Below are 14,183 nucleotides of genomic sequence, written 5' to 3' on the forward strand. Positions count from 1 at the left end.
AATGAGGTTAAAGCCTGCCTAAAGCGTCGAGTAGCTTTGATTTTATCTCTGGACTCGCAATATAAGCGCTGAGATAGTGCTCTTCATTATTCTCAAAATCTGGCTGCATTTGCAGCATTTCTTTATAGCTGGCTTGAGCCTGTTTGAACTCACCTTTGTATACTTGAATGATCGCTTTTAGCATCGGAATCCAAAATACACGGCGTAAAGACAGCTTGCTAATGGCTTTATCGGCACCCTCAAAATCATCAAGCATGATCTTGTGAATAATAGAGGCCACAGAGAACCATGGCGGTCTAAATGGGTTCAGAGCTTTTGAGTCTTGGATAAGTTGCAATCCTCGGTCAAATTCCCCTGCCATGCATAATGCCCAACCGGATAAGCCAATCTGATAGGCGGCATTGGGGTTAATCGCAATCACTTTGTCGACAGTCTCGATGACGCTATTGACGTCTCCAGCAACTTGGTGCGCCATTAACATCGCTATTTGAGATTCTTGGTTAGTCGGCTCTAGCTCAACCGCTCGTTTGGCATAGTTAAGAGCTGTTTCGACAGCACTGTCGACCTTATTCATTCCTAACATGTCAGCATCAAAGTAAAGCACAGCTAACATAGCATGCAGCAACGCAACATCAGGTTCATTTTGTACAGCGCTCAACAAGGCTTGAGTGGCCTGCTGGTGGGTATCTTCCGAGAGCGTCATTAAGTAGTGACGATAACGCAGTGTCGCTTCATAGGTAGAGAGATGCTCAATCTTTTTCTGGTTACAGCTTTGATAGATTTCTCTGTGAATAATGCCAAAGCTGGAAGCCAGCTCAGCGACGACTTCCGCAATGATGTCATCTTGAACAGAAAATAGATCGTCGGTTGCTAAATCACAGGTGTACTTCTCAGCCCAAACTTGCTCACCGGAGTCAGTGCGATACAGCTTGGCATAGATTCTCACCTTATTACCTAGTGCCTGCATGGTGCCAGAGGTAATAAACGACACACCTAGCTTTTCGCCTAAACCTTTGACATCGGCAGAGGTTCGAGGATCAATGCTCGTTTCACCGAGAGCATGCATTGAGACGACTTTGAGCATATCAAAGCGCGCAAGCTCAGTGGCTAACTCTTCGCCGAAACCTTCAGCAAAAAAGCGTTTCTCAGGATCATCTGACAGTGAAAGAAACGGTAATACCGTCAAGGTAGGGCTTAAGGATTTCTGAGTTTCACGTGCAAACTGAGCCAAGGATGCTGTTTGTCTTGCTGCTTGAGGCGCTTGCGGCGTAAATAGTGGACTATAGCGCCCTTTTGGAATTGACAGGACAATGGGGTCATTGACACCTTCGGTAAGGTAGTAGGTTTCTAGAGTTCGGCGAACTCGCCCTGCTTGAATTCGAACGATAGGATCAGCTTGGTGGTCAAAATCGGCATCACGATCAAACACTTCAGTTGCGATCGTAAACTGTTTTAGACGATCACCGTTACCAACGAGAGTCTGCTCGACAACAAAAGACAGTAACTCTTTCATCTTCGGGCTTTGATCAAATGCTTTACTCGAAAGAATGCGGTTAAGCTGATCTTTGACTCGAGTTTGGTTCTCTTCTATTCGAATATCTAATGGAGCTTGTTCTGACACCGTAGTTAACTCTCTTATCGTAGGATCTGGGTATTTTGCCATTTTAAGACAGCTAAAAATAGTAATGAGTTCACTATTTGCGACTGCTCACCTGTGTTATTTAAGGTTAGCATCAAATGACTGAGACCTTAGCTAGAAAGCGTTGAAGTGTAGGGTAAGTCCGAGGTTTGTTGATAGATCTTGTCAAATTGCCTTTGTGTAGTAGCAAGTTTTTGAAATGATGTATATTTAGTTGGATAATTGTTAAAACATATAACTAGTGAGCCTTTCATTGTTTTGATGGATCGGTTTGCATAGCGTTCAAGGAAGAAGTATGAAGAAGCTACCAGTATGGTTGTTAGGTGGTATGGCAGCGGCGTCTTCTGTCTCTGCGATGGAACAGTTCCTCGACCCTAAAGATGGCATGTTCGATGCCAGTAAATGGGTACTTGATAATGCGGTTGGCTTTATGCCTGTACCCATAATTATCACCGATCCCGCTGTTGGGGCTGGTGGTGGTGCAGCGTTGCTGTTTTTCCACGAATCAGAAAAACGTAAGCAACTGCGTGAGGAAAATCCCGATGAAGTCGTGGGATTGCCGCCGAGTGTGACGGCGGTTGCCGCTGCTGCGACAGAAAATGGCTCGTGGTTAACTGGGGCGTTTCACTTTGGCTCATGGCAGGAAGATACGTGGCGTTATCAAGGTGGTCTGTTCTATGGCTCATTCAACCTAAAATATTACGAAGGTGATATTCCTTTCGATTTCAATATCGATGGCTTGTACTTCATGCAGGATATTGATTATCGCATTGCTGGTAGCGATTGGTTTGTCGGTGCCAAATATTCCATCCTCTCTTCTCAAAGTACTTTTGATATTGGCAATATAATTCCAGGTATACCGCCTATCGATTACGACATGAACGATGCGGGGGTTGAATTGAAAGTCACTTATGACAGCAGAGATACTATTTTCACACCGAATGACGGCCTGAAAGCTAAGTTGAGCGTCGATTTTCATAATTCGGCTTTTGGTGGCGATGTGGACTACCAAAAAGGACGCTTTCAAACCAACTATTTTGCACCGTTAACCAATGATTTTGTCTTGGGGCTACGTGGCGATTATCAAACCGTTTCCAATGATGCACCATACTATGCTCGTCCATTTATCAGCATGCGTGGTATTCCAGCAATGCGCTATCAAGGTGATGATATGGCTTTGGTTGAAGTGGAGGCTCGCTATGATCTTACCCCTCGTTGGTCACTAATTGGTTTTACTGGCACTGGCAAAGCGTTTGATGAAGGTGATAGTTTTTCAGATGCCAAATATCAAAATGTTGTCGGCGGAGGTTTTCGCTATTTGGTGGCGAGACAGTTAAACATGCGAGCTGGTGTCGATGTTGCAAAAGGTCCTGAAGAGTGGGCGTATTATATTACCGTTGGTCATGCTTGGCAGTTGTAATGAACAAGAGAAAGGCTGGATTCATCCAGCCTTTCTTCATTAATGTGGATATTTACTTACGTTTAAACAACAAAGTAGCGAATGCTAGCACTAAGGTCACAACGATACTTGCCGCGCAATAATCCACGACTGACACAAAACCTTCAACGTCAATGAGCTGACCTGCAATGTAAGTACCCACTCCAAACCCTATTGCCATTGCAAACATCAGAATGCCTTGTGTGAGTGCAGGTGTGCTTGGGCTGAGCTCTTCTGCAATCGCTGGTATTACCATATCGAACCAAGATATTGCTTGCATCAGTAGTACTATCAATAGAATAGGGACAAGGCTTGGAATGTTCGTTCCTATCGCCAGCCATAGACCAATTGAGGTTACTGCATAGCAAGCCAGTGACGCCACCCAGATGAGATAAGGGCTGCTTTTTTCTGCGAGGCGACCAGCTGGCTCAAGGAGTATCATGGTTAATACCGCGGAGCCTGCGAGACCAAACGCAGAATGTCCAAGGTCGACGTTAAACACCTCTTTGATGATGATTGGTCCAGTTTCCATCAAGTTACTGGCGGTAAACATGGAAATGAACACTGTTGCCAAGAACATCACGAATGCAATGGAGGTGCGTTTGTTGCTCTTCTTAGTTAGTGATTCATCGTCGCTTTGCTGTTCAACCTCAGGCACTTTGACTTTCGGTGGCGGTGCAATAAATACAGTAACAATAGAAACGCAGACCAGAGTCATAAGCATCAGTAGCTTTTGTTCACTTGTCCAACCCAATAGACTTACCACTCCGAGGAGCGAGCCCGCAATCACCACACCCAAAAACTGGAACTGAAATAGACGACTTAGTCCACGCGCTTGCTCATTTTCTGGTAGAGAATTTAGGACAAATGTTGGGTTCAGTACCAATTGAGAGACAGTACCAATACCGATGGTAAGTCCGACTAACAAGTAGGTGTAGGTTTCAGTTTGCGCAAAATAGAGTAGCACCAGCGAAAGTAAGTGAGAGAACAACGCCACTTTTTGCATTTGACGGTGGATACCATATTTATCTGCAAGCCAACCAATGAGCGGTGCGCTGATGCCAAATAGGCCAATCAGAGACATTACGCTGCCCATAAGAGAGCCGCTGCCTGTGCGTTCGATAATAAGCGGTGTCAGCATCAGGGCAATGCCCGCCCACTGAACCACGCCGTTTGACATCTGTGCGATGTACCAAGGTTTAAGAGTTTTCATGGAGTGTTCCCCAAATTAAAGACCTTAAGGTCAAAAGAAATGAAATTGCGATAGGTAAAACCACAGGAAAATGCTCTTATTTATCGAAACTCTGTTTAAGGTAAAAAAGTATATGGGAGGCGATTTACGATGAGCAGTGTGTAACCCGTTGTTACTTAAGGGGAGCAAGTAAGTTACTGAGTCACTGAGTGGTTAGTCAGTAGCTTGAAGAAACTAGTGATTGAGAATCGAAGCCAGATCGGTGAAAATAGCGCCCATTATTTTTTCGACGCCTTCGAGTAGTAGTTGAGCCAATACTCTCAAACGCTATTCTACAAACCAAGAAGATCGAGATTCATGTCAAATCCTCAATTTCAGCAACAAGTTTCTAAGCGCAGAACTTTTGCGATCATCTCTCACCCGGATGCGGGTAAAACCACCATTACTGAAAAAGTACTGTTATTCGGAAACGCGATTCAGAAAGCAGGCACAGTAAAAGGCCGTGGCAGTGCGCAGCACGCCAAGTCAGACTGGATGGAAATGGAAAAAGAGCGTGGTATCTCGGTAACAACGTCCGTGATGCAGTTTCCTTATAACGACTGTTTGGTTAACCTACTTGATACTCCTGGACACGAAGACTTCTCGGAAGATACTTATCGTACGCTTACCGCTGTTGACTCATGTTTGATGGTGATTGATGCGGCAAAAGGTGTCGAAGACCGTACCCGTAAATTGATGGAAGTAACTCGTCTTCGTGACACGCCTATCGTGACCTTCATGAACAAATTGGACCGTGATGTACGCGACCCAATGGAAGTGCTAGACGAAGTAGAAAGTGAACTGGGTATGATGTGTGCCCCTATCTCTTGGCCAATTGGTTGTGGTAAAGAGTTTAAGGGTGTTTATCACATTCACCGTGACGAAACGATTCTGTACGAATCTGGCCATGGTCATGAAATCCAAGAAGTTCGTATCATCAAAGGGTTAGATAACCCAGACCTTGATGACGCGGTAGGTGCTGATCTAGCAGAAAGCGTTCGTGAAGAGTTAGAGCTAGTAATGGGCGCATGTCCTGAGTTTGATCTTGATTCTTTCCTTAAAGGTGAGCTAACTCCAGTATACTTTGGTACTGCACTTGGTAACTTTGGTGTTGACCATATGCTAGACGGCCTAACTAAGTGGGCACCAGCACCGCAAACGCGTCAAGCGAATGAGCGTGATGTTGAAGCAACGGAAGAGAAGTTTTCTGGCTTTGTCTTTAAGATTCAGGCAAACATGGATCCAAAGCACCGCGACCGTATCGCCTTTATGCGTATTGTATCTGGTACCTATTCTCAAGGTATGAAGATGAACCACGTTCGCACCAGCAAAACAGTCAGCATTTCTGATGCGGTTACGTTTATGGCGGGTGACCGTTCTCGCGCCGAAAAAGCGTATGCTGGTGATATCATTGGTCTTCATAACCACGGTACCATTCAAATTGGTGACACCTTTACTCAAGGTGAAGCGCTCAAGTTCTCTGGCATTCCAAACTTTGCACCGGAGCTATTCCGTCGCATTCGTCTAAAAGATCCATTGAAGCAGAAGCAGCTACTAAAAGGTTTGGTTCAGCTTTCTGAAGAGGGTGCTGTTCAGGTATTCCGTCCGCTACAAAATAACGACCTTATTGTTGGTGCGGTTGGTGTGCTTCAGTTTGACGTGGTTGTTGCTCGTCTAAAATCTGAGTACAACGTTGAAGCGATTTATGAAAGTGTTAACGTTGCAACAGCTCGTTGGGTTGAGTGTGATGATGACAAGAAGCTTGAAGACTTCAAACGTAAGAACCAGCAAAACCTTGCGCTTGATGGTGGTGACAACTTGAGCTACGTAGCACCAACTATGGTTAACTTGAACCTAGCGCAAGAGCGTTTCCCGGATATTAAATTCCGCGCAACACGTGAGCACTAATCTATAGTTGCTAATACTAGATAATAAAAAACCGCTCGTTTGAGCGGTTTTTTTTCGGTCTGCATATCGCATCCGGTTATTCGCGTTCTTTAGTGTAAGGCACGCCGATAGCTTTTGGTGCTACCGCCTTACCAATAAAGCCCGCGAGTAGGAATACGGTTAACACGTAAGGTACCGCTTCAATCGCTTGTACCGGAATAGGGAAGTCACCAATGGTCACGCCTTGCATACGAATAGCTAGTGCATCCAAGAAACCAAAGAGCAAACATGCACCCATTGCGGTAAACGGACGCCACTTACCAAAAATAAGTGCGGCCAATGCCATATAACCTTTACCTGCACTCATGTTTGGAATGAACTGAGCCGTTTGCGCTACCGATAAGTAGACGCCGCCAATACCCACTAATACCCCACAGATTGCAACGGCAGCGTAACGCATACGCACTACAGAGATACCTGCAGTATCCACTGCTGATGGTGACTCACCTACAGCACGTAAGCGCAAGCCAAAACGAGTTCGGAACAGTAGGTACCAACAAGCAGGAACGATAAACACCACAAGGTATACCAAAATGGAGTGTCCACTAATCAGCTCAGAGTAGATATCGCCCAAAATAGGCACGTCCGCAACGGCATCAGCACCAGGGAAGGTAATCGGTGCGAAACGAGCGTCACCAGATAGCGCTGGAGTTTGACCACCTTGTTGGAACCAGTGGCGACCTAACGTAATGGTTAAGCCTGCGGCAAGAATATTGATTGCCATACCACTGACGACTTGGTCACCTCTGTGGGTGATACAAGCGAAGCCGTGAAGCAAGGCGAGAAGCACCGAGATACCTACACCAGCAAACAAACCTAGCCACGCTGAACCGGTGACATGGGCTGTAGCAGCACCAGCAAATGCAGCGGCCAATAGCTTACCTTCTAGTGCAATGTTCACTATCCCTGAACGTTCACAGAACATACCGGCTAACGAGGCAAGTATCAGTGGCGTTGCCACACGTAAGGTGGCATCAAGCATGAGAATAATCGTTTCAAACATAATCAAGCGACTCCTTTCTCTGCTTGTTGCTCATTGTTTTTGCTACCAAAAAGTTTGAGGTAAGTACGTTCTAGTGAAGGACGGAACATGTGCTCTAGTGCTCCTGAGAAGAGAATCACCAGACCTTGCAATACCACAACGATATTTCGGTCAACGCCGTACTCAAAACTTAGCTCAGCACCACCTTGATATAGGAAGCCGAACAACAAACTTGCTAATAGAACACCGATAGGGTGGTTACGCCCCATTAAAGCAACCGCAATACCAGTAAAGCCAAAACCTTCAACGAAGTTGAGTTTGATTTGATGCAGTTCGCCTTGTAATACATTCAAACCAAAGAAGCCCGCTAACATGCCTGAGATAAGCATGGTAAGGACAATGATTTTTACATATTTAATACCTGCATAGCTTGCAGCTGATGGATTTGAGCCGACAGAGCGGATTTCGTAACCCCAACGTGAGTGCCACATAAATAGCCAGACAAACACACAACACAAGAGCGCAAAAATGAAGCTCAAGTTCATTGGGCTTGGTGCCATTTCAATACCGACCACAGCGAGCATTTCATGCATCTTTGGTAACCAGCTTGAGACTGCGAACACACGGCTTTCTGTTGCCATCGTGTTTTCAGGCTTCAAGATATCAACTAGTAGATACGCCATTAACGAAGAGGCGATGAAGTTGAACATGATAGTCGTGATTACGATATGGGAACCGCGTTTTGCTTGAAGGTAAGCGGGAATGAACGCCCACGCAGCACCAAATAAACCGCCAGCAATGATGGCAACTGGGAAGACGATATACCACGGTGCGTATTCACCTAGAGTCAAACAGACCAAGCCAACGCCCAAACCACCGATATACGCTTGCCCTTCACCCCCAATATTGAATAAGCCAGCATGGAAGGCGACGGCCACAGCAAGACCGGTAAAGATAAAGCCTGTCGCGTAGTACATAGTGTACCCAAAGCCTTCTGCGTAGCCAAAGGCTCCCGTCCACATGACTTTTGCCGCGTCAATTGGGTTAATATCAATATAAATAAACAGCAGAGCCGACACCAAAAACGCAACTAATACGTTGATGGCTGGCAGCAGTGCCACGGTTACCCAAGCGGGTACTTTAGCTTGGCTCATGCGCTTTCTCCTTGTGGCTCTGCGTGTTCCTTGGATGCTTTAAGATGCTCAGGCATGATATTGGCCATCATTAATCCCAGCGTTTTCTCATCGGCATCTTCAATGGATACTTCACCCACGATAGAGCCATCAAAGACCACTAAAATGCGATCAGATAGGCTTAGGATTTCATCTAGCTCAACCGAGACCAGCAAAACAGCTTTGTCTTCATCACGTGCAGCAATGATTTGCTGGTGGATGTATTCGATAGCACCGATATCTACCCCACGAGTTGGTTGGCCGACCAAAAGCACATCTGGGTTCTGTTCCATTTCGCGCGCGATGACTAGCTTCTGTTGGTTACCACCGGAAAAGTTTGCGGTTTTTAATGTGGTGTCGTTAGGACGAACATCCCACTTATCCATGCTGTTCTGGCAACACTCTTTAATGGCTTGCTTATCTTGCAGTAAGCCTTTGTTGTATTGTGGTAAGTGGTGGTAGCCCAGGATATACGCTTCTTGAGCTTCAAATTTGTTGATAAGACCCTGCTTATGACGGTCTTCAGGAATATGACCTACACCAATAGCACGTACCTGTTGAGGATCGAGAGGGTGATGTTTGTCGATATGGCTACCGTTAATGTCAATGCTGCCGGAATAAGGCTTAATAATCCCAGATAGCAGGCCAAGTATTTCTGATTGACCATTACCAGAAACACCAGCAATACCAACGACTTCACCCTGTCTGACACCAAAGCTGATACTTTTGACACGCTCAACACCTGCGTCATCAAAAAACTGTAACTGATCAACTTTGATAAGCTCTTTCTTCGGATTCGCTTCAGATTTATCCACTTTTAGGCGAACCTTGCGTCCCACCATTAGTTCTGCCAGTTGCTCTTTGTTCGTTTTCGCCGTCACCACGTGCTCGACCATTGTGCCTTGGCGCATTACCGAAATATTGTCGGTAATCGCTAGGACTTCACGCAGCTTATGCGTGATGATCATGATAGTAGTACCTTGAGCGCGAAGTTTATCTAAGATGCGGAAAAGGTGATCGGCTTCTTGTGGAGTGAGTACACCTGTTGGCTCATCAAGAATCAGGATTTTTGCGCCACGATACAGCGCTTTTAAGATTTCGACACGTTGCTGAAGACCAACAGGTAGCTCGCCTACAACGGCATCAAGGGGAACTTCGAGCCCGTAATCCTGTGCTAGCGCTTTCAGCTTTTTGCGCGCTTTACCTAAACTTTCATTTAGCTGCCATCCATCTTCGGCACCGAGAACAATGTTCTCTAATACGGTAAATGTTTCCACTAACATAAAGTGTTGGTGGACCATGCCAATTCCTGCTTTGATTGCTTCTTGAGAGTTAGCGGGCTTGTAAGGAGCGCCGTTCACTGTCATTTCACCAGCATCAGCATGATAAAATCCGTAAATAATACTCATAAGAGTGGACTTGCCAGCACCATTTTCACCAATGATGCCGTGAATCGTGCCCTGAGGAACTCTAAGATCGATAGCTCGGTTAGCGTGAACGGCTCCAAAGCGTTTATCTATCTGCTTAAGTTCAATGGCAATAGATTGTCCGTTTGTCACTAGATACTGCCTTATAATTATACGCCGCTGTTTTTAGGCAGCGGCGTTGTTATGTTTACTCAGCTTATTGATAATAAACCAAAATAAGCTGAGTCTTTCATTCTGAGCTAGAACGCTTAGAAGTTACACGTGTTGTCAGACATGTAGTCGTGAACTTCGATCTTGCCAGCGATGATGTCCGCTTGAAGCGTATCTAGGTATGATTTCATTTCAGGTGTGATTAGGTCTTTGTTGTACTCGTCGTAAGCCCACTCAACTGCGCCTTCTTTTAGGCCTAGTACTTTGATGCCTGCTTCCCAAGTACCGTTTTCAGCGTCGTCCCAAGTGTTGTATGCAGCAACACCGACTTTCTTAACCATAGACGTCAGCATAGTGCCTGGTTGAAGGTGGTTTTGGTTTGAGTCAACACCGATTGCGTATTTACCAGCATCTTTAGCTGCTTGGTATACACCCATGCCAGTACCGCCAGCTGCTGCGTAGATAACGTCAACGCCTTTAGAGAATTGAGATTTAGCAAGCTCTGAACCTTTCGCAGGGTCAGCGAAGGCTGCAGGAGTAGAACCTGTCATGTTTTGGAATGTTTCGATTTCTGGGTTCGCGTATTGTGCACCTTGACGGTAGCCACATTCGAACTTACGAATCAATGGGATATCCATGCCACCAACAAAGCCTACTTTGCCAGTTTTAGAAGCTTTCGCTGCCAACGCACCTACAAGGAAAGAACCTTCGTGTTCTTTAAAGACGATAGATTGAACGTTTGGCTTATCAACGACCATATCGATGATTGTAAATTGAATATCAGGGAATTCAGTGGCAACTTTTTCTACAGCTGATGCCATGTTGAAGCCAACAGCAACAATAGGAGTGAAGCCACGGCTTGCAAGGCGACGAAGGCCTTGTTCACGTTGCGCTTCGTTTTGAGGTTCAAATTCACGAACTTTAATGCCTTTGTCCGCATTAAATACTTTTACACCGTTCTGGAAAACAGCTTCGTTGAATGATTTGTCAAATTTACCGGCTGTATCGTATACCACTGCTGGTTTCGCTGCGAATGCACCAAATGAAGCTACTGCTACTGCGAGCGCAGACATTTTTAGAATAGTTTTTTTCACGATCAATTCCCTTGTAGTGTCGAATGATAGAGCATCATTGACGATTCGATAGGCTAGGCTCATTCCAGTTTTTAGGTGCCTAGAAAATGGTCGCATGTAAACGACACAGAAATGACGATAGAGACAATTTGTGTGGTTTACAAACAATAGGCAACATTTTATCGTTTGCGTATATGAAAAAAAACCGCTTCTATCACAGCATTGAGGGGTAAGTCACAACTTAGTGATAAAACTCTAACTATTGCGCTATCCTTTGTAACATAAGGATTTGAGATAATATCGATTGCAATCGATTACATTTATTTAGGTAAATTTACCATGGTTGAATTGCTCAAAAAGTGGCTTAAAAAATACGATGATTGGTGTGCCTCATTAGGACTCACTCCAGAGAATAAACGTAGTTGCGTGCCTTACCGAAAAGAGCCAAAAGATGGTGATTGATAGCCATTGCCACCTCGATCTATTGGCAAAGAAAAAAGACATAAACCAAGTACTATTAGAGGCAGCAAAGGCTCAAGTTGCCGCTATCGTTGTACCTGGTATTAATGAGCAAAATTGGCTGGCCATAAATAAGTTAGCCAGTGAGCATGCAATGGTGTATTTCGCTTTAGGGTTTCATCCTTTGTTTCTTGAGGAAGTGGATGATGGCTCTATTGCTCGCCTAGAGCAACGTGTTGCTGAGTTGAAAAACAACCAAAAGTTTGTCGCATTAGGAGAGTGTGGTCTCGACTTCTATCAAGGTAGAGAAAACGAGCTTCTACAAAAATCACTTCTTAGTGAGCAAATTCGTATTGCCAACCAGTACCAACTACCCATTATTCTTCATTGCAGGAAAGCACACCAAGAGCTTATTGCCTTATTGAAACAGAACCCTCCTCTATATAGTGGCGTTATTCATGGATTCAGTGGCAGCTACCAACAAGCGATGGATTACGTCAATCTCGGTTTAAAAATAGGTGTCGGTGGTGTCATTACCTACGAAAGAGCGCAAAAAACACGCTCAACTATCATTAATCTTCCACTAGAAAGTTTGTTACTAGAGACGGATGCGCCTGATATGCCTCTTTATGGATATCAAGGTCAGCCTAATGAGCCCAAAATGGTAAACATGGTTCTATCATCGTTAAACATGCTGAGAAGTGAAAATGAGCAAACGGTTACGTCACAGCTACTAAAAAATAGCAAATTGACGTTTAATTTTTGTGACTAAATGTGCTGTTAATTGTGAATTCGAAAACGTTTGCAGAGATGAATTGTGATCATGATCGCAAAATGACGTGTATCTTTTATGTGTTCAAGACGAAAGTGTGAGGGGGGTACTACTTTCTTTTCTGTGGGTTTGTATAATCGCCCCCGCTTTTGAGCTTCAAATTTTGTTACACGCCAAATTATTAAATATAAGGAAGTCATAAACTATGAGCCTGTTTATGAGCCTGGTTGGTATGGTTGTACTGATTCTTATCGCAGTACTTCTATCGGATAACCGCAAAGCTATTAATATCAGAACTGTGGCTGGCGCTTTTGCTATCCAATTTGCACTTGGTGCGTTTGTTCTTTATGTACCTTGGGGTCAAGAGATCCTACGTAGCTTCTCTGACGCTGTATCTAGCGTGATTAACTACGGTAACGATGGTACGTCATTCCTATTCGGTGGTCTTGTTTCTGACAAGATGTTCGAAGTATTCGGCGGCGGCGGTTTCATCTTCGCATTCCGTGTACTACCGACACTGATCTTCTTCTCTGCGCTTATCTCGGTACTTTACTACCTAGGTGTAATGCAGTGGGTTATCAAGATTCTTGGTGGCGGCCTGCAAAAAGCACTAGGTACATCTCGTGCGGAATCTATGTCTGCTGCGGCAAACATCTTCGTAGGTCAAACTGAGGCTCCACTTGTTGTACGTCCTTTCGTGCCTAAGATGACTCAATCTGAGCTATTCGCCGTAATGTGTGGTGGTCTAGCTTCTATCGCTGGTGGTGTACTAGCGGGCTACGCATCAATGGGCGTGCCAATTGAATACCTAGTAGCGGCATCATTCATGGCAGCTCCAGGTGGTCTTCTATTCGCTAAGATCATCAAGCCTGAAACTGATGAACCTGTTGAGCAGCTTCACAGCATGCAAGCTGAAGGTGAAGACAAGCCAGCTAACGTTATCGACGCAGCAGCGGGCGGTGCATCAGCAGGTCTTCAACTAGCTCTTAACGTAGGTGCAATGCTAATCGCATTCATCGGCCTTATCGCCCTAGTTAACGGTATGCTTGGCGGCATCGGTGGCTGGATCGGTATGCCAGAACTACGTCTAGAAATGATTCTAGGTTGGATCTTCTCACCACTAGCATTCCTACTAGGTGTGCCATGGTCTGAAGCGACAATCGCTGGTGAGTTCATCGGTATGAAGACTGTTGCGAACGAATTCGTAGCATACGCGAACTTCGCACCATACCTAGGTGACGCAGCACCAGTTGTTCTTTCTGAGAAAACTAAGGCAATCATCTCATTCGCTCTATGTGGTTTTGCGAACCTTTCTTCTATCGCAATCCTTCTAGGTGGTCTGGGTAGCCTTGCGCCTAAGCGTCGTGGTGATATCGCACGCATGGGTGTGAAAGCAGTAATCGCAGGTACGCTATCTAACTTGATGGCAGCAACGATTGCTGGTTTCTGTCTAAGCCTAGCTGGCATGTAATTGCTCGCGTAAAGGTTATTAGTATATAGACGCCGTATTAAATCGCCCCGTAGCAAGAAATTGCTGCGGGGCTTTTTTGGTTTTAGGAGCCAGATAATTCCTAATGAATCGTTACTGGATAAGCGATTCAACGACTGAATGGAAGTTTTTTGAGAAGCAAACCGTTTGCGTTTTAATCAGCTCTACCGTTTTGAACGAGAGTCCTATACTGTATAGGCTACTAAGTAATTCTTTCGTGTTTTCGCGAAGCTTTATGTAGCCAGAGCCAGTTCTCACCAAGATAGGAATCAGGTGATTTTAACGAGCAGGTACTGTGCGGTGACAAGGATAGCAATTGGTATTCAGCTTTAACCTAATAGCTGAACCGAGTCTTCAAGGAACCAAGTCCGTTCATTTATTGCTGACGAGTTTGTCAGGTAATT

General features: G+C 45.1%; 11 protein-coding genes. 5 read left to right on the forward strand and 6 right to left on the reverse strand.

Going from position 1 to position 14,183, the window contains the following annotated elements; all coding sequences use genetic code 11:
* Positions 1 to 7: 7 nt before the first annotated feature.
* Positions 8 to 1,663: a transmembrane adenylate cyclase gene (locus JKJ11_RS03275; RefSeq protein WP_124940665.1), complete on the reverse strand. Its 1,656-nt coding sequence runs from the start codon at positions 1,661 to 1,663 to the stop codon at positions 8 to 10.
* A gap of 271 nt (positions 1,664 to 1,934) precedes the next feature.
* Here JKJ11_RS03275 and JKJ11_RS03280 point away from each other — a divergent pair, with 271 nt between their 5' ends.
* The gene (locus tag JKJ11_RS03280; RefSeq protein WP_006071997.1) at positions 1,935 to 3,059 is read left to right on the forward strand and encodes a BamA/TamA family outer membrane protein; all 1,125 of its coding nucleotides are present in this window, start codon (positions 1,935 to 1,937) and stop codon (positions 3,057 to 3,059) included.
* 52 nt (positions 3,060 to 3,111) lie between these two features.
* On the opposite strand, the gene JKJ11_RS03285 is transcribed toward JKJ11_RS03280, so the two are convergent.
* Positions 3,112 to 4,290, reverse strand: coding sequence for an MFS transporter (locus JKJ11_RS03285; RefSeq protein ID WP_252038740.1), 1,179 nt, complete (start codon positions 4,288 to 4,290; stop codon positions 3,112 to 3,114).
* Positions 4,291 to 4,626: 336 nt separating this feature from the next.
* Here JKJ11_RS03285 and prfC point away from each other — a divergent pair, with 336 nt between their 5' ends.
* A complete protein-coding gene (gene prfC / locus JKJ11_RS03290; RefSeq protein ID WP_252038741.1) occupies positions 4,627 to 6,216 on the forward strand; it encodes a peptide chain release factor 3 in 1,590 nt (529 codons plus the stop codon).
* Positions 6,217 to 6,292: 76 nt separating this feature from the next.
* Here prfC and JKJ11_RS03295 read toward each other — a convergent pair whose 3' ends face one another.
* From JKJ11_RS03295 to JKJ11_RS03310, 4 genes are all read right to left on the reverse strand, one after another.
* Positions 6,293 to 7,258 carry an ABC transporter permease gene (locus JKJ11_RS03295; protein WP_124940667.1) on the reverse strand — a complete coding sequence of 322 codons (966 nt, stop codon included), beginning with the start codon at positions 7,256 to 7,258 and terminating at the stop codon, positions 6,293 to 6,295.
* 2 nt (positions 7,259 to 7,260) lie between these two features.
* Complete coding sequence (locus JKJ11_RS03300) at positions 7,261 to 8,391, reverse strand: ABC transporter permease (protein ID WP_006071990.1); 1,131 nt, start codon at positions 8,389 to 8,391, stop codon at positions 7,261 to 7,263.
* Complete coding sequence (locus JKJ11_RS03305; protein ID WP_124940668.1) at positions 8,388 to 9,968, reverse strand: ABC transporter ATP-binding protein; 1,581 nt, start codon at positions 9,966 to 9,968, stop codon at positions 8,388 to 8,390. Before JKJ11_RS03305 ends, JKJ11_RS03300 begins: the two co-directional genes overlap by 4 nt.
* A 116-nt stretch (positions 9,969 to 10,084) precedes the next feature.
* A complete protein-coding gene (locus tag JKJ11_RS03310) occupies positions 10,085 to 11,080 on the reverse strand; it encodes a BMP family lipoprotein (protein ID WP_006071987.1) in 996 nt (331 codons plus the stop codon).
* A gap of 318 nt (positions 11,081 to 11,398) precedes the next feature.
* Here JKJ11_RS03310 and JKJ11_RS03315 point away from each other — a divergent pair, with 318 nt between their 5' ends.
* The 3 genes from JKJ11_RS03315 to JKJ11_RS03325 all read left to right on the forward strand — a co-directional run bounded on the left by JKJ11_RS03315 (position 11,399) and on the right by JKJ11_RS03325 (position 13,761).
* On the forward strand, positions 11,399 to 11,521 hold the full coding sequence (locus JKJ11_RS03315; protein WP_006071986.1) for a DUF5363 family protein: 123 nt from the start codon (positions 11,399 to 11,401) through the stop codon (positions 11,519 to 11,521).
* Positions 11,511 to 12,290, forward strand: a complete 780-nt coding sequence (locus JKJ11_RS03320) for a TatD family hydrolase (protein WP_124940670.1) — start codon at positions 11,511 to 11,513, stop codon at positions 12,288 to 12,290. Before JKJ11_RS03315 ends, JKJ11_RS03320 begins: the two co-directional genes overlap by 11 nt.
* 205 nt (positions 12,291 to 12,495) lie before the next feature.
* Positions 12,496 to 13,761, forward strand: a complete 1,266-nt coding sequence (locus JKJ11_RS03325; protein WP_006071982.1) for a NupC/NupG family nucleoside CNT transporter — start codon at positions 12,496 to 12,498, stop codon at positions 13,759 to 13,761.
* The last annotated feature ends 422 nt before the right edge of the window (positions 13,762 to 14,183 follow it).

Source organism: Vibrio sp. SCSIO 43133, assembly GCF_023716845.1.
Lineage (GTDB): Bacteria > Pseudomonadota > Gammaproteobacteria > Enterobacterales > Vibrionaceae > Vibrio > Vibrio mediterranei.